This window comes from Stenotrophomonas sepilia, assembly GCF_003244875.1.
GTDB classification, from domain to species: Bacteria; Pseudomonadota; Gammaproteobacteria; order Xanthomonadales; family Xanthomonadaceae; genus Stenotrophomonas; species Stenotrophomonas sepilia.
Window position 1 is genome coordinate 59,159 of sequence record NZ_LXXZ01000063.1, and the last position, 18,186, is coordinate 77,344.

17 protein-coding genes are annotated in these 18,186 nt (G+C 68.5%); 11 read left to right on the plus strand and 6 right to left on the minus strand.

Going from position 1 to position 18,186, the window contains the following annotated elements; genetic code table 11:
- Positions 1-182: 182 nt before the first annotated feature.
- Positions 183-839 carry an HTH-type transcriptional repressor FabR gene (gene fabR / locus A7X97_RS13025; RefSeq protein WP_005416927.1) on the minus strand — a complete coding sequence of 219 codons (657 nt, stop codon included), beginning with the start codon at positions 837-839 and terminating at the stop codon, positions 183-185.
- A 92-nt stretch (positions 840-931) separates the two neighbouring features.
- On the opposite strand from fabR, the gene A7X97_RS13030 reads away from it, so the two are divergent.
- Both A7X97_RS13030 and A7X97_RS13035 read left to right on the plus strand, forming a co-directional pair.
- Positions 932-2,002 carry a ferredoxin reductase gene (locus tag A7X97_RS13030; protein ID WP_172412121.1) on the plus strand — a complete coding sequence of 357 codons (1,071 nt, stop codon included), beginning with the start codon at positions 932-934 and terminating at the stop codon, positions 2,000-2,002.
- Positions 2,003-2,013: 11 nt separating this feature from the next.
- The gene (locus tag A7X97_RS13035; RefSeq protein ID WP_072167525.1) at positions 2,014-3,162 is read left to right on the plus strand and encodes a fatty acid desaturase family protein; all 1,149 of its coding nucleotides are present in this window, start codon (positions 2,014-2,016) and stop codon (positions 3,160-3,162) included.
- A gap of 5 nt (positions 3,163-3,167) precedes the next feature.
- Here the strand turns inward: A7X97_RS13035 and A7X97_RS13040 are convergent, their stop codons facing one another.
- From A7X97_RS13040 to A7X97_RS13060, 5 genes are all read right to left on the minus strand, one after another.
- A complete protein-coding gene (locus A7X97_RS13040; RefSeq protein WP_072167526.1) occupies positions 3,168-3,503 on the minus strand; it encodes a tetratricopeptide repeat protein in 336 nt (111 codons plus the stop codon).
- Complete coding sequence (locus A7X97_RS13045; protein ID WP_088496845.1) at positions 3,500-4,078, minus strand: flavin reductase family protein; 579 nt, start codon at positions 4,076-4,078, stop codon at positions 3,500-3,502. The genes A7X97_RS13040 and A7X97_RS13045 overlap by 4 nt, the downstream gene beginning before the upstream one ends.
- Positions 4,075-4,704, minus strand: a complete 630-nt coding sequence (locus A7X97_RS13050) for a superoxide dismutase (RefSeq protein WP_088496844.1) — start codon at positions 4,702-4,704, stop codon at positions 4,075-4,077. Before A7X97_RS13050 ends, A7X97_RS13045 begins: the two co-directional genes overlap by 4 nt.
- Before the next feature lie 182 nt (positions 4,705-4,886).
- Positions 4,887-6,407 carry a thioredoxin family protein gene (locus A7X97_RS13055; RefSeq protein ID WP_088496090.1) on the minus strand — a complete coding sequence of 507 codons (1,521 nt, stop codon included), beginning with the start codon at positions 6,405-6,407 and terminating at the stop codon, positions 4,887-4,889.
- 101 nt (positions 6,408-6,508) lie between these two features.
- Positions 6,509-6,958, minus strand: a complete 450-nt coding sequence (locus tag A7X97_RS13060; RefSeq protein WP_088496089.1) for a GNAT family N-acetyltransferase — start codon at positions 6,956-6,958, stop codon at positions 6,509-6,511.
- A gap of 66 nt (positions 6,959-7,024) precedes the next feature.
- Between A7X97_RS13060 and A7X97_RS13065 the strand changes: the two genes are divergently transcribed.
- The 9 genes from A7X97_RS13065 to A7X97_RS13105 all read left to right on the plus strand — a co-directional run bounded on the left by A7X97_RS13065 (position 7,025) and on the right by A7X97_RS13105 (position 18,164).
- Positions 7,025-7,960, plus strand: coding sequence for a TIGR03571 family LLM class oxidoreductase (locus A7X97_RS13065; RefSeq protein ID WP_088496088.1), 936 nt, complete (start codon positions 7,025-7,027; stop codon positions 7,958-7,960).
- Positions 7,961-8,137: 177 nt separating this feature from the next.
- Positions 8,138-8,449, plus strand: a complete 312-nt coding sequence (locus A7X97_RS13070; protein ID WP_032129991.1) for a DUF3817 domain-containing protein — start codon at positions 8,138-8,140, stop codon at positions 8,447-8,449.
- 154 nt (positions 8,450-8,603) lie between these two features.
- Positions 8,604-9,800 (plus strand): MFS transporter, encoded by a 1,197-nt coding sequence (locus A7X97_RS13075; protein ID WP_072167531.1) that lies wholly within the window; start codon positions 8,604-8,606, stop codon positions 9,798-9,800.
- Positions 9,797-10,990, plus strand: a complete 1,194-nt coding sequence (locus tag A7X97_RS13080) for an isochorismate synthase (protein ID WP_072167532.1) — start codon at positions 9,797-9,799, stop codon at positions 10,988-10,990. Before A7X97_RS13075 ends, A7X97_RS13080 begins: the two co-directional genes overlap by 4 nt.
- Positions 10,987-12,639 (plus strand): (2,3-dihydroxybenzoyl)adenylate synthase, encoded by a 1,653-nt coding sequence (locus A7X97_RS13085; RefSeq protein WP_072167533.1) that lies wholly within the window; start codon positions 10,987-10,989, stop codon positions 12,637-12,639. Before A7X97_RS13080 ends, A7X97_RS13085 begins: the two co-directional genes overlap by 4 nt.
- A complete protein-coding gene (locus A7X97_RS13090; protein WP_049465418.1) occupies positions 12,639-13,271 on the plus strand; it encodes an isochorismatase family protein in 633 nt (210 codons plus the stop codon). Before A7X97_RS13085 ends, A7X97_RS13090 begins: the two co-directional genes overlap by 1 nt.
- Entirely contained in the window at positions 13,271-13,528 is a 258-nt protein-coding gene (locus A7X97_RS13095) for a phosphopantetheine-binding protein (protein WP_019659922.1), read from the plus strand. The genes A7X97_RS13090 and A7X97_RS13095 overlap by 1 nt, the downstream gene beginning before the upstream one ends.
- The gene (locus tag A7X97_RS13100) at positions 13,525-17,415 is read left to right on the plus strand and encodes an enterobactin synthase subunit F (protein ID WP_088496087.1); all 3,891 of its coding nucleotides are present in this window, start codon (positions 13,525-13,527) and stop codon (positions 17,413-17,415) included. The genes A7X97_RS13095 and A7X97_RS13100 overlap by 4 nt, the downstream gene beginning before the upstream one ends.
- The gene (locus A7X97_RS13105) at positions 17,406-18,164 is read left to right on the plus strand and encodes a 2,3-dihydro-2,3-dihydroxybenzoate dehydrogenase (RefSeq protein ID WP_088496086.1); all 759 of its coding nucleotides are present in this window, start codon (positions 17,406-17,408) and stop codon (positions 18,162-18,164) included. Before A7X97_RS13100 ends, A7X97_RS13105 begins: the two co-directional genes overlap by 10 nt.
- Positions 18,165-18,186 lie beyond the last annotated feature (22 nt).

Below are 18,186 nucleotides of genomic sequence, written 5' to 3' on the forward strand. Positions count from 1 at the left end.
GAAGCCGCAGCAATTTCGGGTGGAGCGCCGGTCGAGTCAGATCATGCAGGTGTTATAACATTACAACTGGCAGCGACCACCCTGCCGCTGGTCATAGGCGGAGGATGGAATAGTCGTGGGGGCAGTGGGGACGGGGTCAGAGCCCTTTCCTTTGGAAAGGGATCCGCCCCGGGAGCGGATCGTCAGCCGCGGCGGAATGCGGCGGGCGTGCGGGCGCCGACGATGATCATGCGGATCATCGTGGAGATCTGTTCGACCAGCTCCGGATCCTTCTCCGGAGGCAGGTCCATGGCGGTGGCACCCATCGCGAACACCAGCCGGGTGATGGCCTTGGCCACCAGTTCGGGGGCATGCAGTACGGCGCCATCCAGTGCGGCCAGGCGCACCAGGTCGTGCTGCAGCTCTTCCTCGAAATAATGCAGCTCGCGTTCGACTGCGTGCTTGAAGTCGTCCGAGCCGACCGCGCCTTCGCGCAACAGCACGTGCAGCAGCTTGTCGTCGGCGCGCAGCTGTTCCATGAAGGTCTCCACCGAGACCCGCACCACGCTGGTGGCGGTGGAGGTGGCACGCTGGCGCGCCTCGCCGATGATGGTGCGCAGCGAGCGGCCGGCCGCGTCGATCAGCGCTACGGCCAGTTCGTCCATGTCGCGGAACTGCCGGTAGAAGCTGTTCGGCGCGATGCCGGCCTCACGTGCCACTTCGCGCAGGCTGAGCGTGGACAGGCTGCGGTGCGGCCCGATCAGTTTCAGGGCGGCGGCCAGCAGATCCTCGCGGCTCACCGTACGGCGGGCCGGGCTGTTGGCATCTTCAGGCGTCGACAAGACGGTGGCGGCGGCCATGGCGGTTCCGGTGGGGCGAGGCTGAATCATACCCAATCCGGTTCAATATACACATGTATACACAGATGTATGTGCGCCCGTATAGTGCGCGTATGAGCGCTGTCGTCCGTCCATCCCTGTTCTCTCCGTACCGCTGGGTCTCGCCGTCGCTGTTCGATTTCTGGGCGGGCCAGCTCAATCCCCTGTGGACCCTGCGTGAGCCGGTGGCCCGCCTGGTCCGGCGCGAGCCGGCCGGCGAGGGCGCGGCGACCCTGGTCCTGCGCACCAACCGGCACTGGGCCGGCATGCGCGCGGGCCAGCACGTCACCCTGGGCGTGGAGATTGAAGGACGCCTGTGGCAGCGCAGCTACAGCCCCACTGCGCTGGGACCGCGCGAACTGGCGATCACCGTCAAGGCGGTCGAGGGCGGCCGGGTCAGCCAGCATCTGGTCAACCATGCGCAGCCGGGCGAGCTGTTCCGCCTGGAGGCTGCGTTCGGAGAATTCCAGCTGCCGGCCGCGGCTCCGGTATTGCTGCTGGCGGCCGGTAGTGGCATCACGCCGATGCGCAGCCTGCTGCGCGAAGCCTGCCAGCGCCCGCTGGCCGCGCCGGTGGACCTGTTCTACTGGGAGCGCAGTGCCGCCCAGCTGCAGTTCCGCGATGAGCTGCAGGCACTGGCCGCGCGCCAGCCGAACCTGCGTGTGCACCTGCTGACCACCCGCGAAGGTGATGTGCCTGCCGCACGCATCGATACCCACGATCTGCAGGTGGCCGGCGATGACACCCCGTTGGCGCAGCGCCACGTACTGGCCTGTGGCCCGGATGGATTCGTTGCCGCTGCGCGCGAACGCCTGGCGCACCAGGTTGCGGGTTTCCAGGCGGAAGCATTCACTCCGCCGGCGCCGTTGCGTGACGCCAGCAGCGAAGGCGAAGTGTCGCTGACCCTTGCCCGCAGTGGCCGCCAGCTGAGCGTGCCGCGCGGCCGCTCGTTGCTGGAAAGCCTCGAAGCCCATGGCATCAAGCCCAAGCATGGCTGCCGCATGGGCATCTGCAACACCTGCAGCTGTGACCGCGTCAGTGGCGCCACCCGCCACCTGCGCACCGGCGACCTGCAGTCCGAATCGGCACAACCGGTACGGATCTGCGTGAGCGCACCGACCACCGACCTGACCCTGGATCTCTGAGGACGCCTGCCATGACCCGCGCCACCGACCGTGCCCTGAGTACTGCCGAGATGCATGCCTTCGGTGAGGAACTCGACGCGATCCGCGACCGTGTGATCGGCAGCCTCGGCGCGTCCGATACCCGCTACATCCGCCGCGTGGCCGCCGCCGTGCGCTGGTTCGGCGTGGGTGGCCGTGGCCTGCTGTTCCTGGCGGCATTTTCGCCGCTGTTCTGGATGCCGCTGCTGTGGCCGGCCGCGATCACCGGCACGCTGCTGCTGGCGCTGTCGAAGATCCTGGAGAACATGGAGCTGGGCCACAACGTGATGCACGGCCAGTTCGACTGGACCGGTGATCCCAAGCTCAATGGCAACACCTACGAGTGGGACATCGTTGCCACCGCCGACAACTGGCGCAAGACCCACAATTTCCGCCACCACACCTACACCAACGTGCGAGGCATGGACGATGACATCGGCTATGGCCTGCTGCGGATCTTCCCGGAACAGCGCTGGAAGCCGTTCTACCTGCTGCAGCCGATCATCGCGCCGATCTTCGCACTGCTGTTCCAGTGGGGCGTGGCCGCGCAGGACCTGCGCCTGGGCCGGTGGCTGAAGGGCCGCATCAGCGGCCGTGCGATGTGGATGCAGACCCGCCCGGTGGCGCGGAAAATGGCCCGCCAGGTGCTGAAGGACTACGTGTTCTTCCCGCTGCTGGCGGGTCCGTTCTTCCTCACCGTGATGCTGGGCAACCTGGTTGCCAACGGCCTGCGCAACATCTGGACCTACGTGATCATCTTCTGCGGGCACTTCACCGCCGAATCGGAAACCTTCCCCAAGGAGTGCCTGCGCAATGAGTCGCGCGGCCACTGGTACCTGCGCCAGCTGCGCGGTTCGTCCAACATCAGCGGCGGCTTCCTGATCAACGTGCTGTCGGGCAACCTCAGCCACCAGATCGAGCACCATTTCTACCCGGATCTGCCGGCCAACCGCTATGCGGCCATCGCCAAGGAAGTGAAGGACATCTGCCGCCGCTACGGCCAGCACTACAACAACGGCTCGCTGCCGCGCCAGTTCGGCCAGGTGGTCTGGCGCATCCTGCGCCACGCATTCCCGAGCAAGCCGCGCCGCCTGCCGATGCCGGACATCATGTCCGCACCGGCATCGGCCAACGCGGGCTGATCGACTCAGCCCGCCTTCGCCAGGGCGGCCTGCTCGCGGTCCAGGCGTCGCAGGAACACCTGCATTTCCTTGCGCGCCTGCTGGTCGCCCTTGCTGCCGGCCACGCTCAAGCCGCGCTGCCATGCCTCACGGGCCGCCTGTGGCTGGCCACTGGCCAGCCAGGCTTTGCCCAGCAGCTTCCAGGCTGCCGAGTAATGCGGATCAAGCACCACGCAGCGGCCCAGGTGGGTTGCCGCGCGTACCGGGTTGCCGGCATCCAGCCAGCCCTTGCCCAGGCCGAAGCGCAGCAGCGCGCCGTCCTTGCCTGCGGCAAGCATGCATTCCAGAGCTTCGATGTTCATCCGCGCACCTCCACCAGCAGTTCGGCCGGGCCGGGCTGGAAGCGGCCGCGATGGAACAGCAGCGGCGCGCCGCCATTCTCCTGCACTTCGATGATGCGGCCGGCCAGCAGCAGGTGATCGCCTACCGGCCACTGCGCGTGGCGGGTACAGGTGAGATGGGCGACCGCACCGGCGATGCGCGGTGGGGCGTCCTCGTCGTCATCCAGCAATGCCAGGCCGTCGAAGCGGTTGCGCACCTGCGGATCGGCAAAGCGCCGGGCCAGTGCCTCCTGGTCGGCCGCCAGCACGCTGAGCGCAAAGCGTGTGGCACGCTGGAAGGTGGACAGGCTCTGAGCGTGCAACGCCAGGTTCCACAGCACCAAAGGGGGCTGCAGTGAGACCGGTACGAACGAGTTGATGGTCAGGCCGACCGGCTTGCCCTGTGCATCGCGCGCGCAGACGATGACCACGCCGGTCGGGAAATGGCCGAGCAGCCGCCGCAGGGCACGCGGCGGCATCTCGACCGATGGCACCGGGGCCGGGGCGGGGAACACCCCCGCCCACGGCCCGGCGTAGGGCAGTGTCTCGCCGCTCATGAGGCCCGGGCCTGGCGGTAGCGCCGGCCGACCTCGGCCCAGTTGATGATGTTGAAGAACGCGCCAATGTAGTCCGGGCGACGGTTCTGGTAGTGCAGGTAGTAGGCGTGTTCCCAGACATCCAGTGCCAGGATCGGGGTGTTGCCGGACAGGCCGACGGCTGCACCCATCAGCGGGCTGTCCTGGTTGGCGCTGCTTTCCACCTGCAGGCGGCCATCGCGATCGCTGGTCAGCCAGGCCCAGCCACTGCCGAAGCGGGTCTGCGCGGCCTTGCTGAAGGCATCCTTGAACGCATCGAAGCCGCCAAGGTCACGGTCGATGGCGGCGGCCAGTTCATCATCGGGTGCACCACCGCTGGGGCTGAGCACGGTCCAGAACAGGCTGTGGTTGGCGTGGCCACCGCCGTTGTTGCGCACCGCGCCACGCTGCGCCTCGGGCACGGCATCGAGGTTGGCGATCAGCGCCTCGACCGGTTGCTCGGCGATGCCGGCCTGCTCGATGGCGGCATTGAGGTTGTTGACGTAGGTCTGGTGGTGCTTGCTGTGGTGGATCTCCATCGTGCGCGCATCGAAGTGCGGCTCGAGGGCGTCGTAGGCGTAGGGGAGCGGGGGAAGCGAGTACGACATCGAAGCAATCTCCGTGGGGAAGGCCAGAGGGGCTGGCCGTGGGGAGATCGTTATCGCACCTCAACATTGGTTGAGGTCAAGGGAAGAAGCGATGGACATCGAGGCATGGTAGTGCCGGCCGCTGGCCGGCAACCCGACCCGCCCTGATTGCCGGCCAGCGGCCGGCACTACCTTTCACTACCTCAACTCAACCAATCCTTGCACGCGCCATCCACCTGATCCCCGCACGCCTGCTGCATCCGCTGCTGCAGCCGCGCCAGTGTCTCGGCACCCTGGTGCTTCCCGCTCCACGTCTTCAACCGCCCGGCCAGGCGTTCGAAGCGCTGGCGGGTGCGCTGGTGGTAGCCCGACGGCTGCGCCTCCAGTTCGGCGATCAGCGAGGCGGTGGCCTGCTCGATGCGCGGCGCGTCGTTCGGCGCCAGCTTCAGCAACCCTTCCACGTACAGCACGCCCCATTGCACGCGGGTGGCCGGGCCCTGCGCACCGTCGTAGGCACGCTTCAACCACTCCAGCGCACCGGCAGTGTCGCCGCGCTGCTCGGCCAGTTCGGCCAGCTCGGGCATGTAGTAGTAGGGCTGCTCGCTGCGCTTCAGCTCCGCCAGCAACAACGCCTCGGCACCGGCGTCGTCACCGACCTGGCGCAGTGCGTAGACCGCGCTGCTGATCGTGGCCTGGCGTGCATGCGCATCAGTGGCGGTGGCGTCGGCCGCGGCCACGCGCTGCTTGACCCGATCAACCAGCGGCGCGGGCAGTGCGCCCTTCGGCTGCTGCTGGCGGGCCAGCGATACTTCCGTCAGTGCGCGCGACAATGCGTCGTCGGCGCGGTCGCCGCGCTCGGCATCTGCGCGCTCCAGCGCGACCAGCAGCTGCTGCCCCAGCGTGTTGCGGGTGGCTGGGCCGGCGCTGGCCTGCTGGACCAACTGTGCGCCTGCATAGCCCAGCAACTCACGGTTGCGGCGGACTTCGGCCGGCTGCGCCAGCACGGCCTGCAGCAGCTCGCGTACTTCGGTAGGCGAGCTGGCGGGCGTGTCGGCGGTGGCCAGGGCCAGCAGGGCGAAGCGGCGTTGCAGCGCCGCGTCGGGTGCGGCCTTGGACAGCTGGCGCAGTACATCCTGGCCCCTGCGCCCGCCAGCCAGACGGTTGGCGTCGACTTCCCAGCCGTAGTCGCCCAGTACCTGCCAGTCTTCGGCGGCCAATTTTTCCGGCGTGGCCAGTGCCGTCGCCAGGGTGGCGGCGATGGCGCTGCGGCGCCCGGCCGCGACGGTCAATGCCCGGGTCAGTTCGGCGGCGTCGTTGCCACCGGCCACGCGGGTAAGTTCATTGCGCTGTGGGTCCAGCACGATCAGGGTCGGGTAGCCGCGCACCCCGAAGCGTTCGCCCCAGGCCTGCGCACCTTCCTCGTCGCCATCCAGGTAGACCGGCACGAACTTGCCGGTCAAGGCGATGAAGGCCGGGTCCTTGAACAGGCCGGCCTTGAGCTGGTTGCACGGCGGGCACCAGACCGCGCCCCAGTACAGCAGCACCGGCTTGCCGCTGTCGGCGGCTTCGGCGAAGGCATCATCGACGTCACCCTGGCGCCACGCGATTCCCTTGGCCGGCGCAGGTGCCTCGGCGGAGTTGGCGGTGGAAACCGGGGCCGGGGTGCAGGCGCTCAGCGCCGAAGCCAGCAGCAACACGGAAAGCGCGACGCGCATCGGCAGCATCTCGAAGGGCAGGGTGACAGGGCATTGTAGGAACGCGCAGGGAAGCCGCTGATTCAGTTTGCTTATATCGGCTGGGCAGCTGGGCATGACACCCGCTGCCTTCAGGCGGCCGCCCGCACCATCTGCTGGTAGACCAGGCCGTTGAACTCGCCGGCCTCACCGTCAACCACGAAGCCATAGCGCAGATAGGTCGGCACAGCATTGAGCGATGCGCGTACGGTCAGGACCGGCTCGCGTACCTGCGGCAGCACCGCCTCGAACAGTGCATGGCCGATGCCCTTTCCCTGGCAGGCGGGATCAACGAACAGCATCGCCAGGTGGCGACCTTCCTTCAACTCGACCACGCCGACGATACGGCCGTCCTGCTCGGCCACCAGGATATGGTTGTCGCCGTCCAGGCGTTCACCGAACGCATCGGCGGCGGCGACATTGCCGAACGTGGCGATGCCGGCTGCGCTGAGCGAGGGCGCCACCGCCGCAGTGAACGCGGCCAGGCACACCGCGCTGATCGCAGGCAGGTCATCGACGCGGGCAGGGCGGATCGTCGGCATGCAGTGTTCTTCCCGTGGCGGGCTGCGCGCCCTCGCTGCCCCGTGCCTGCACGCTAAGCTGCAGGCATGAGTGATTTCAATCCCGCGCACGCTGCGTTGTTTCCACGGCAGGGCTTGAGCCTGGGCCTGATGACGCCGGTGGCGTCGCAGGGGCTGGCCGATCCGCATGAGGCGCGGCGCATCGCGCGGTTGGCCGACGATCTTGGTTTCGCCGCGCTATGGGCGCGCGATGTGCCGCTGATGGTGCCGCAGGGGCCGGACGCGACAGCAAGTGCGCTGGACGATCCGTTCCTGTGGCTGGGCATGCTGGCCGCTGCGACCGAGCGCATCGTGGTCGGCAGCGCGGCCATCGTGCTGCCATTGCGGCAGCCGCTGCAGGTGGCGAAGTCGGCGTTGAGCCTGGACCGGATCAGCGGCGGGCGGTTCGTGCTGGGGCTGGGTTCGGGTGATCGCCCGGAAGAATTCGCTGCGTTCGGCGAGGATCTGGAGGGCAGGGCGGCGACCTTCCGTGAGCGCTGGACGTTGCTGCGCGCGGCGCTGTCACCGGAGACCGATGAGCGGACCGCCGTACTGCAGGCGACCGGTGGCTTCGACGTACTTCCGGCGCCGGCAACCCGCGTTCCGATGCTGGTGGTGGGTACCGCACGGCAGAGCCTGCAGTGGATCGCGCGCGAGGCCGAAGGCTGGGTCACCTATCATCGTGAGGAGGCCGCGCAGGAGGGGCGCATCGGCCTGTGGCAGCAGGCGCTGGCGCAGCGCGGCGGACCAGGCAAGCCATTCGTGCAGTCGATGCTGCTGGATCTGCAGGCGGATCCGCAGGCGCCCCCCGAGCCGCTGCCGCTGGGCCTGAAGGTCGGCCGCGATGGCCTGCGTGACTATCTGCTGCGCGTGCATGGGCAGGGCGTGGCGCACGTGATGTTCAATCTGGTCGACAACGGGCGGCCGATGGACGCGGTGCTGCGTGAGATCGGGGAGCAGGTTCTGCCGCATATGCTCGGGTAGGTGTACACCTTGGTGGACACGCTCTCACCGCTGCGCCCGCTGAACTGCTGAGTGTTTCCTTCAGTGGCCGAGGCAGAAGCAGTCGAGCACTGCTCGACTCTACATGCAGCAGGCATCTGCGTATCATTCGCATTTGATACCCCGCTGCCGGAGCCCCGTGTGACCCAACGTTCCCCCATGCACCCGACCGGACGCCTGTTCGCCGCGGTCGCCTTCATCGAGGCCGTGACCTGGGCCGGCCTGCTCATCGGCATGTGGATGAAATACGGCCCGATGGCCAACGTGGCGCTGGTGAAGCTGTTCGGGCCGCTGCACGGCGTGGCCTTCCTGGTCTATGTGGCGGTGACGCTGTTTGCGGCGGTGCGCCTGCGCTGGCCGTGGTGGGCCAGTGCCCTGGCCCTGCTGGCAGCGATCCCGCCGCTGGTGACGCTGCCGTTGGAGTGGTGGTTCAAGCGCCGTGGCCTGCTCGGCTTGCGTGCAATGCGCTGAACCCACTGTTGCGGGCCCATTCAAGAGAATGGGTATCAAATGCAAATACGAGCCGTTATCATTTAAGGGTGGCATCTGGCCCTTAGCAGGGTCGGTGCCGGGTGGGGCGCGCAGGCGCGTCCGGCCAATCCTTCCCTGTTACGGCTGGTGTTTCATGCACGCACGTCCCGTCGTTCCCGGCTTGCCGGCGCTGGTGTTGGCTGCCCTGATCGGCACCATGGCGATGATGTCCTTCGTCGCCGTGATCGGCCCGGTGGTCCGCATGCTCGGTTTGTCCGAGTGGCATGCCGGGCTGTCAGTCACCGCCGCAGGCGTGTTGTGGATGCTGGCCGCGCGCCCCTGGGGCAAGCTCAGCGACCGCATCGGCCGCAAGCGTGTGCTGATGCTGGCGATGAGTGCCTACACCGTGGTCTACATCGCGCTGGCGGTGTTCATCGACGTGGCCCTGCAGGCAGTGCCGCCGGTGCTGGTGTCAGTGCTGGTGCTGGTTGCTGCGCGCGGCCTGATCGGCCTTTTCTACGCAGCGGTGCCTCCTACCGCAGCTGCGCTGATCGCCGACAAGGCGCCGACTGGGCAACGTGCGAAGTTCCTCGCCCGCCTGGGCAGCGCCAACGCACTGGGCATGGTGCTGGGCCCGGCTGCCGCGGGTTGGCTGGCCTATACGAACCTGTCGCTGGCGCTGTATGTAGCCGCACTGTTGCCACTGCTGGCGTTGGCGCTGCTGGCCTGGCGACTGCCGGCCACACCGCCTGTGATGGGCGTTTCCGCCCAGCGCCGCGCGCCGATGAGGTGCCTCGACCCGCGCCTGCGCCTGCCGCAGCTGGCGGCGTTCACCGCCATGGTCTCGGTGACCATCGCGCAGGTGACGGTGGGCTTTTTCGCGATTGATCGGCTGGGACTGGATGCGGCGGCCGGTGCGCGCATGGCCGGCATCGCGCTGACGGCGGTCGGCGTTGGCCTGATCCTGGCGCAGGCGCTGGTGATGAAGCTGGAGGTTCATCCGCGGCGCTGGATCGTCCTCGGCGCCGTGATCTCAGGCATCGGCTTTGCTTCGGTGGCGGGCGTGCAGCAGGCCTGGCAACTGCCTGCGGCCTACGCACTGGCTGCATTCGGCATGGGCTTCGTATTCCCTTCGTTCCAGGCGTTGGCCGCCGACGCGGTGGAGGCGCACGAGCAGGGCGCCGCCGCCGGTACTGTCGCTGCCGCGCAGGGACTGGGCATGGTGGCCGGGCCGATGCTCGGCACGCTGGTGTATCGCGGCGGGCCCAGCCTGCCATACCTCCTGGTCGGCGCGTTGCTGCTGTTGCTGTGCGCGCTGGCTGCAGCGCATCGGATGAAGGAGACCCCATGAACGATTCCCTGATGCAGGGCGCGTGGCCGGAGGCCGCGCCCGCGCCGCAGGAGAGCAGCGACGACGCGTCGCTGTTCCTCCTGCGGCACGCTGGCCAGCACGTGCACGCACGCGGTTGCCGCGCCACGCTGCCGGCCGGTGCGCTGGCGACGTTGGCAGAGCGCGTTGCGTCCTTCTTCGAGCAGCAGCGCGGTGGGCCGGGCCTGCTGGTCGGCGCAGTCCCTTTCGAACCCCGTGCGGACGACGCGTTGTACCAGCCCGAGCGCCTGCTGCCGGCCCTGCCGTTGCAGCCACAGGCCGCGCCAGCGCTGGAGGGTGCCCTGCAGGCCGAGCCTTCGGCGCAGGCGTACGCGGCGTCGGTGGCTGCGGCGGTGCAGGCATTGCGCGCGCCCGAACTGGACCTCCAGAAGGTGGTGCTGGCGCGCAGCCTGCTGGCACGCACGCGGCAGTCACTTTCCCCGGAGGTTCTGCTGGCCCGCCTGGGCGCGGATCCTTCGGTGGCGACCTACGCGGTGCCGTTACCGGTGGCGCCGGGTCAGGCGCCAGCCTGGCTGGTGGGGGCAACCCCGGAATTGCTGCTGCGCAAGCGCGGCGCCGAGCTGTTGTCGCACCCGCTGGCGGGCTCCGCGCGGCGCAGCACCAATGCTGCCGAGGACGAGCAGGCCGCGCAGGCGCTGCTGGCCTCGACCAAGGACCACGACGAGCACCGCCATGTGGTCGAGGCCATCGTCGACGGCCTGGCGCCGTACTGCAGCCACATCGATGCACAGCCGCGGCCGGCGCTGCATGCCACCGCCAGCATGTGGCATCTGGGTACCCGCATCCATGCCACCCTGAAGGATCCGCAGACATCGGCGGCCGAGCTGCTGGCGCAGCTGCATCCCACGCCGGCCGTCTGCGGTACGCCGCGGTTGGCGGCGCTGCAGCGCATACGCGAACTGGAACCGGTACCGCGCGGCTTCTATGCCGGCGCCGTGGGCTGGTTGGACGCGCAGGGTGACGGCGACTGGTATGTGGCAATCCGCTGCGCACGCCTGCAGGGAATGCAGCTGCGCCTGTTCGCCGGCGCCGGCATCGTTGCCGACTCGCAGCCCGAGGCCGAGGTGGCCGAGACCGCTGCGAAGTTCGCTGCCCTGCTGAATGCGTTGGGTGTCCATGAATCCGCGCCTGCGATCGAGCCTGCCGCATGACTACCTCCACTGACGCTTCCCGCCTGGCACTGCAGCAGGTGTGGCCGGATGACCTGATCGCGCGCTATCGCGAGGCCGGTCATTGGCGTGGCGAGACCTTTCCGGCGTTCCTGCGCGAACGTGCAGAACGCTATGCCGATGACATCGCGGTGGTGGCCGGCGACGTGCGCCTGAGCTATGCGCAGCTGTGGCACGAGGCCGGGCGGATCGGTGCAGGCCTGCTGGCGCTGGGCCTGCAGCCTGGCGAACGGGTGCTGGTGCAGCTGGGCAACACCGCAGGCTTCATCACCACGGTCTGCGGCCTGTTCCGGGCCGGCCTGGTGCCGGTGTACGCGCTGCCGGCGCACCGCATCACCGAGCTGGCGCACTTCGCCAACAAGGCCGAAGCCAGTGCCTACATCACCACGGCACTGCACGATGGCTTCGATCATCGCGGGCTGGCGCGGGCACTACAGGCCGAGGCCCCGGCAGTGCGCCATGTGGTGATCGACGGCGATGCGGCGGAGTTCATCGCGCTGGAGGCGCTGCAGGGTGACCGCAGCCAGCTGCCGCCCGATCCGGACCCGCAGTCGGTGGCGTTCCTGCAGATTTCCGGTGGGAGCACCGGGCTGTCCAAGCTGATTCCACGCACGCATGACGACTACATCTATTCGTTCCGTGCCAGCAATGAAATCTGCGGCATCGACCGCGACAGCGTCTACCTGGTCGCGCTGCCGGCCGCGCACAATTTCCCGATGAGCTCGCCCGGCTTCTTCGGCGCGTTGTATGCCGGTGCCCGCGTGGTGCTCAGCCCCGGCCCCGGGCCGGACGCCGCATTCCCGCTGATCGCACGGGAGCGGGTGACCTGCTGCGGCCTGGTGCCGCCGCTGGCGCTGCTGTGGGCGCAGGCCGCCGCCACCAGCAAGTATGACCTGTCGAGCCTGCAGGTGCTGCAGGTGGGCGGTGCCAAACTGGTGCCGGAAGCCGCACGGCGAGTGATCGACGGCCTTGGCTGCACGCTGCAGCAGGTGTTTGGCATGGCCGAAGGCCTGGTCAACTACACGCGGCTGGATGATCCGGAGGACCTGATCGTGGCTTGCCAGGGTCGGCCGATCAGTCCGGACGACGAAGTGCGCGTGGTCGATGACCATGACCAGCCGGTGGCCGAAGGCGAGGTGGGGCATCTGCTCACCCGTGGCCCGTACACCATCCGTGGCTACCACAACGATGCGGTGGCCAATGCGCGCTCGTTCACCGATGACGGCTTCTACCGTACCGGTGACCGCGTGCAGCAGCTGCCCGGGGGCTACCTGGTGGTACAGGGGCGTGCGGGTGACCACATCAACCGGGCGGGCGAGAAAATCTCTGCTGAAGAGATAGAGGACCACCTGCTGGCACATCCGGGCGTGTTCGATGCGGCCGTGGTCTCGATTCCCGACGAGTACCTGGGCGAGCGCAGCTGCGCCTTTGTGATCCCGCAGGGCGAACCGTTCAAGGCGCCGGCACTGAAGGCCTGGATGCGCGGGCGCGGCCTGGCGGCGTTCAAGGTGCCCGACCAGATCGTGTTCGTCGACAGTTTCAATACCACGGCGGTCGGCAAGATCAGCCGCCGCGAATTGCGCGCGCAGCTGCGTGCGCGTCATCTGCAACAGACAGGAGGAACGCGCTGATGGCGCTGCCCCGTATCACCGACTATCCCTTGCCGACCGCCGCCGAACTACCGCAGGCGCGTGGCCCGTGGCGCCCGCAGCGCGATCGTGTGGCTTTGCTGGTGCACGACATGCAACGCTACTTCCTGGCGGCATTCGACGCCGGCAGCACGCCCTTGCGGCCGGCGGTGGACAACATCGTGCGCCTGCTGGCGCACTGCCGCGCGCAGGGCATTCCGGTGTTCTACACCGCCCAGCACGGTGACCAGGACCGTCGCGACCGCGGCCTTCAGGCCGACCTGTGGGGACCGGGCATGCGTCGCAGCGCCGATCATGAGCCGATCATCGAGGCGCTGGCGCCGCAGCCGGGCGAGCATGTGCTGGTCAAGCATCGCTATAGCGCCTTCCAGCGCAGCAACCTGGAGACGCTGATGCGGGTACGTGGGCGTGATCAGCTGCTGGTGACCGGCGTGTACGCCCATATCGGCTGTACCGCGACCGTCGTCGAGGCCTTCCAGCGTGACATCGAGGCCTTCATCGCCGCCGATGCGGTGGCGGACTTCTCGCGTGCCGATCACGATCAGGCGCTGCACTGGATCGCGCGCACCTGTGGTGTGCCGATGACCACCGATCAGCTGCTGGAGGTGCTGTGATGGCTGCCATGGGTGAGGCGCTGGATCTGGAGCGGATGCGCGCCGACGTGGCGCGCGTGCTGGAGTGCACGCCGGCCGAGATCGGGGACGACGACAACCTGATCGACCTGGATCTGGACTCGATGCGCATGCTCGGCCTGGTCCTGGCCTGGGGCAACACTGGCCTGCCGCTGGAGTTCTCGCAGTTGGCCGAGCACACCACGCTGCGCCAGTGGTGGGGTGTGGTGCAGCAACTGCAGGCCGCGCAGAACGCATGAACGCCGCAGCGCTGGCCACGCCGGTGGCGTTGACCGAGGCCCAGGCGGGGCTGTGGTTCGCACAGCGGCTGGCACCGGACAATCCGTCATTCAATACCGCGCACGCGGTATGGATCGACGGCCCGCTGGACGTGGCCGCGTTCGTCGCAGCCGCAGACCAGGCTGCGCGCGAGGCCGAGGCTTTCGCATTGCGCTTTGCCGAAGGTGCCGATGGCCAGCCACTACAGTGGCATGACCCGGCACACGTGCCGTTGCTTTCGGTGCGCGATGTTTCTACCGAGGCGGATCCCGCCGCTGCGGCACGCAACCTGATGCACGCCGACCGGCTGAGCCCGGTCGATCCCGCCCGCGACCGGATCAGCCAGCAGGTACTGTTCGATCTGGGTGGCCTGCGCTGGGTCTGGTACCTGCGCGTGCATCATCTGGCGGCCGATGGCTACGGCATGGCGCTGTTCACTGATCGGGTGTGCGCGTTGTATGCCGGTCGTACCGGTGAGTCACTGCCGGGGCTGGCGGGCGTGCTGGCCGATGATGCCGCGTTTCGTGCCGATCCGCGCCGCGTGCAGGCCGGGCAGTGGTGGCGCGAGCACATGCAGGGCGCACCGGCAGGTGCAGGCCTGGCCGGCACGCTCGCGGCCAGTGACGACGCGCTGCGCTGGGTGCAGCCGCTCGATGCGGCATTCCGTGAGCTGTTGCTGCAGGCTTCGGTGCGTTGGCTGCAGCCCTGGCCGGATGTGCTGGTCGCGCTGGCGGCCGAGTACCTGCGGCGGATGAGTGGCGCCGATGAAGTGGTGCTGGGCGTGCCCTACATGGGGCGGTTGGGCAACGCGTCGGCGCGGGTGCCGGCGATGGTGATGAATGTGTTGCCGCTGCGCGTGGCGGCCGGCGAGGGCAGCGTCGAGGCCTTTGCCCGGGGCCTGGGTCGCCAGCTCAGTCAAGGCCGCAGGCACGGCCGCTACCGGGGCGAGCAGCTGCGCCGGGACCTGGGCCTGGTCGGCACGCAGCAGCGCCTGCATGGTCCATTGGTGAACGTGCAGCCGTTCTACAGGCCGCTGGCGCTGACCGACGTGCAGGCGACGCTGGAGGTGCTGTGCACCGGGCCGGTGGATGACCTGGCGCTGGGTTTCCGTGGCGATGGCCAGCACCTGCTGGATCTGGAGATCGAGGCCAATCCCGCGCTGTACAGTCGCGAGGATGTCGAGGCGCACGCGGTGAGGCTGCTGCATTTCGTGTCGGCGGCGCTGCAGGCTGACGATATCGAAACCGTACCCTTGGCGACGCCCATGGAGGCGCAACAGGTGCTGCAGGGTTTCAACGCCACCGCGCACGCGCTTCCTGAGACCACCTTGGTTGAATTGCTGCAGCAGGGCATGGATCGGGACCCGCACACGCCTGCGCTGGTGTTCGGCGATGCGACGCTGGATTACGCGACGCTGGAAGCGCGCAGCTTCGCGCTGGCGGCACAGCTGCGGGCAATGGATGTCGGCCCGGGCAGCGTGGTGGCGGTGGCATTGCCGCGCTCGCTGGAGCTGGTGATCGCGCTGGTCGCGGTGCTGCGTGCAGGCGCGGCCTATCTTCCGTTGGACCTCGCCCATCCCGACGAGCGGCTGGCGCGCATCTTCGCCTCGGCGCAGCCGGTGTGCGTTCTGGCTGCGGCGGAGATTTCGGCGCGCACGGCCGGCGTACCGGTGCTCGCGCCGGAGCAGTGGGCCGCGCTGAGCTTCGCTGCGCCCTGGGCCGATCCGGCGCCCAGCGATGCGGCCTATGTGATCTATACCTCCGGTTCGACCGGGGAACCGAAGGGCGTGGTCATCGAACACCACGCCATCGTCAACCGCCTGCTGTGGATGCGCGAGCACTACGGCATCCGCGCCGATGACCGCGTGCTGCAGAAGACCCCGGCCACCTTCGATGTGTCGGTCTGGGAGTTCTTCCTGCCGTTGCTATGCGGGGCAACGCTGGTGATTGCCGGGCCCGATGCGCATCGCGACCCCACCGAACTGGCGCGGCTGATCCGCGGGCATGGCATCACCACGGCGCATTTCGTGCCGTCGATGCTCGATGCCTTCCTCGCTGCACCGGCCTCCGAAGGCCTGCAGCTGCGACGGGTATTCACCAGTGGCGAGGCGCTGGACGCCGCGTTGCGCGACCGCTTCCACGCGCGCATGCACGCCGAGCTGCACAACCTGTATGGTCCGACCGAAGCCGCGGTGGACGTCAGCTACTGGCCGGCGTCGGCGCAGGATCGATCGCGGCCGGTGCCGATCGGCTTCCCGGTCTGGAATACCCGACTTTACGTGCTGGACGCGCGGATGCAGCCGGTGCCGGTCGGTGTGGCCGGTGACCTTTATCTGGGCGGTGTGCAGCTGGCGCGCGGCTATCTCGGTCGCGAGGACCTGACTGCCGAACGCTTCCTTGCCGATCCTTTCCTGGCGGGCGAGCGCATCTACCGCACCGGCGACATAGCGCGCTGGCGCAGCGATGGCGCGGTGGAGTACCTGGGCCGCAGCGACCATCAGGTGAAACTGCGCGGCCTGCGCATCGAGTTGGGCGAGATCGAGGCGGCTTTGCGCGAACTGCCGGGCATGGAGCGGGTGGAAGTGCTGCTGCGCCAGGATGCGCCCGGCGACGCGCGTCTGGTGGCGTATGTGCCGACTGCGCTTGCCGATGCCGTGATGCTGCGCAGCCATTTGGCCACGCGTGTGCCGGACTACATGGTGCCCTCGGCGTTTGTCGGCGTGGACCACTGGCCGGTGACCGCCAACGGCAAGCTCGACCGCAACGCGTTGCCGAAACCATCACAACATGAGGTCGCCGGATTGGCGCCGCGCACGCCGTTGGAACAGGAGCTGGCGTCGCTGTTTGCCCAGGCACTCGGGCGAGAAGCGCCGGTGGCGGTGGATGCGGATTTCTTCAGTCTCGGCGGTGACTCGCTGTCGGCGGTGCACCTGCTGCTGGCGATCGAACAGCGCTGGCGCTGCGATCTCGGTCTGGGGGCGTTGTTTGCCCAGCCCACCGTGGCCGCGCTGGCGGTTCGCATTGCCGAGCCACCCGCGCTGGCCGATCACGCACTGGGGCCGGTGATCGCGCTGGCCGCGACCGACGCTGCCGGGCCTACGCCGCTGTTCGTGCTGCACCCGGCCGGCGGCATCGCCTGGAACTACCGCACCCTGGCCCGGGCACTGCAGCCGGCACGCCCGGTATATGGCCTGCAGTCGCCGGCACTGGACGCGCGGCAGCCGCTGCCGAGCAGCATCGAGGCGATGGCCAGCGACTACGTACAGCGCGTGGTTGCATTGCAGCCAAAGGGGCCGGTACACCTGCTGGGCTGGTCGGTGGGTGGCATCCTCGCGCAGGCAATGGCGGTGCGACTGCATGAGATCGGGCGCGAGGTCGGCGAACTGGTACTGCTGGACGCCTATCCCAGCGAGTGCTGGCGGGCCGAGCCGGAACCCGATGCCATCGCCGCATTGCGGGCACTGCTGGCGATTGCCGGGCATGACCCGGATGCGCATCCGGAACTGGACAGCCGGGAGCGCATTCTCGCGTTCCTGCGTCGTGGTGGCAGTGCGCTGGGTAGCCTGCCGGATGTCGTGCTGGATGGCGTGGTGCGCGCCGTGACCGGCACCAATCGACTGATCCGTGAGCATATCCACCGGTCGTTCGATGGCACGCTGGTGCATGTGCGTGCGGGCCGGGATCACCAGGCGCGGCCACAGTTGCAGTCGGCGTTGTGGCGGGCACACGCGCGTAGGGTGCAGTCGTTGGAACTGCCGTTCCTGCATGCAGAACTGACCGGCCGCGATGCGGTGGCGCAGCTGGCGCCGTGGTTGTCGGCGCGGTTGCGCCAATGGGACGAGCAACAGGAGATCGCAACATGCAGTTGACCGGCTTTGAAGGCCGCGTGGCACTGGTCACCGGCGCTGCCGGCGGCATCGGCGAGGCACTGGTACGGTTACTGGCCGAGGCCGGTTGCACCGTGGTGGCGACCGATCGCGAGGCGCCTGTTACGGCAGATGTGCGTGTGCATACCTTCGCACTCGACGTGACCGACAGTGCCGCCGTGGACGGCTTGGTGGATCAGGTCGAGTCCAGCATCGGGCCGATCATGCTGGGCGCCAGCGTGGCCGGTGTGCTGCATGTGGGCGGCGTGACCGAGACCGGCGATGACGACTGGCGCCGGGTGTTCGCGGTGAACACCGACGGGGTGTTCCATGTCGGGCGTGCCCTGGCGCGGGTGATGTCGCCGCGCGGGCAGGGCGCGATGGTTACCGTCAGCTCGAATGCGGCCGGTGTGCCGAGGCATGGCATGGCCGCCTATGCGGCATCCAAGGCCGCCGCCACGATGTTCACCCGCTGCCTCGGGCTGGAGCTGGCGCCGTTGGGCATCCGCTGCAACATCGTCGCCCCGGGCTCGACGCTGACCCCGATGCAGACCGGCATGTGGCAGGACGAGCACGGCGCCGAACGGGTGATCGCCGGCAACCTGGAGACCTACAAGGCCGGCATTCCGCTGCGCAAGCTGGCCGCCCCCGAGGACATCGCGCACTCGGTGATGTTCCTGCTCTCCGAGCAGGCCGGGCACGTAGCGATGAGCGACCTGTACGTGGACGGTGGCGCCACCCTGCGCGGCTGAGGTCTGGTAGTGCCGGCCGCTG

Bases quoted from the DNA above. Each gene is read 5' to 3' on its own strand.
- fabR (WP_005416927.1), bottom strand. From the start codon at position 839: ATGGCCGCCGCCACCGTCTTGTCGACGCCTGAAGATGCCAACAGCCCG.
- A7X97_RS13030 (WP_172412121.1), top strand. From the start codon at position 932: ATGAGCGCTGTCGTCCGTCCATCCCTGTTCTCTCCGTACCGCTGGGTC.
- A7X97_RS13035 (WP_072167525.1), top strand. From the start codon at position 2,014: ATGACCCGCGCCACCGACCGTGCCCTGAGTACTGCCGAGATGCATGCC.
- A7X97_RS13040 (WP_072167526.1), bottom strand. From the start codon at position 3,503: ATGAACATCGAAGCTCTGGAATGCATGCTTGCCGCAGGCAAGGACGGC.
- A7X97_RS13045 (WP_088496845.1), bottom strand. From the start codon at position 4,078: ATGAGCGGCGAGACACTGCCCTACGCCGGGCCGTGGGCGGGGGTGTTC.
- A7X97_RS13050 (WP_088496844.1), bottom strand. From the start codon at position 4,704: ATGTCGTACTCGCTTCCCCCGCTCCCCTACGCCTACGACGCCCTCGAG.
- A7X97_RS13055 (WP_088496090.1), bottom strand. From the start codon at position 6,407: ATGCTGCCGATGCGCGTCGCGCTTTCCGTGTTGCTGCTGGCTTCGGCG.
- A7X97_RS13060 (WP_088496089.1), bottom strand. From the start codon at position 6,958: ATGCCGACGATCCGCCCTGCCCGCGTCGATGACCTGCCTGCGATCAGC.
- A7X97_RS13065 (WP_088496088.1), top strand. From the start codon at position 7,025: ATGAGTGATTTCAATCCCGCGCACGCTGCGTTGTTTCCACGGCAGGGC.
- A7X97_RS13070 (WP_032129991.1), top strand. From the start codon at position 8,138: ATGCACCCGACCGGACGCCTGTTCGCCGCGGTCGCCTTCATCGAGGCC.
- A7X97_RS13075 (WP_072167531.1), top strand. From the start codon at position 8,604: ATGCACGCACGTCCCGTCGTTCCCGGCTTGCCGGCGCTGGTGTTGGCT.
- A7X97_RS13080 (WP_072167532.1), top strand. From the start codon at position 9,797: ATGAACGATTCCCTGATGCAGGGCGCGTGGCCGGAGGCCGCGCCCGCG.
- A7X97_RS13085 (WP_072167533.1), top strand. From the start codon at position 10,987: ATGACTACCTCCACTGACGCTTCCCGCCTGGCACTGCAGCAGGTGTGG.
- A7X97_RS13090 (WP_049465418.1), top strand. From the start codon at position 12,639: ATGGCGCTGCCCCGTATCACCGACTATCCCTTGCCGACCGCCGCCGAA.
- A7X97_RS13095 (WP_019659922.1), top strand. From the start codon at position 13,271: ATGGCTGCCATGGGTGAGGCGCTGGATCTGGAGCGGATGCGCGCCGAC.
- A7X97_RS13100 (WP_088496087.1), top strand. From the start codon at position 13,525: ATGAACGCCGCAGCGCTGGCCACGCCGGTGGCGTTGACCGAGGCCCAG.
- A7X97_RS13105 (WP_088496086.1), top strand. From the start codon at position 17,406: ATGCAGTTGACCGGCTTTGAAGGCCGCGTGGCACTGGTCACCGGCGCT.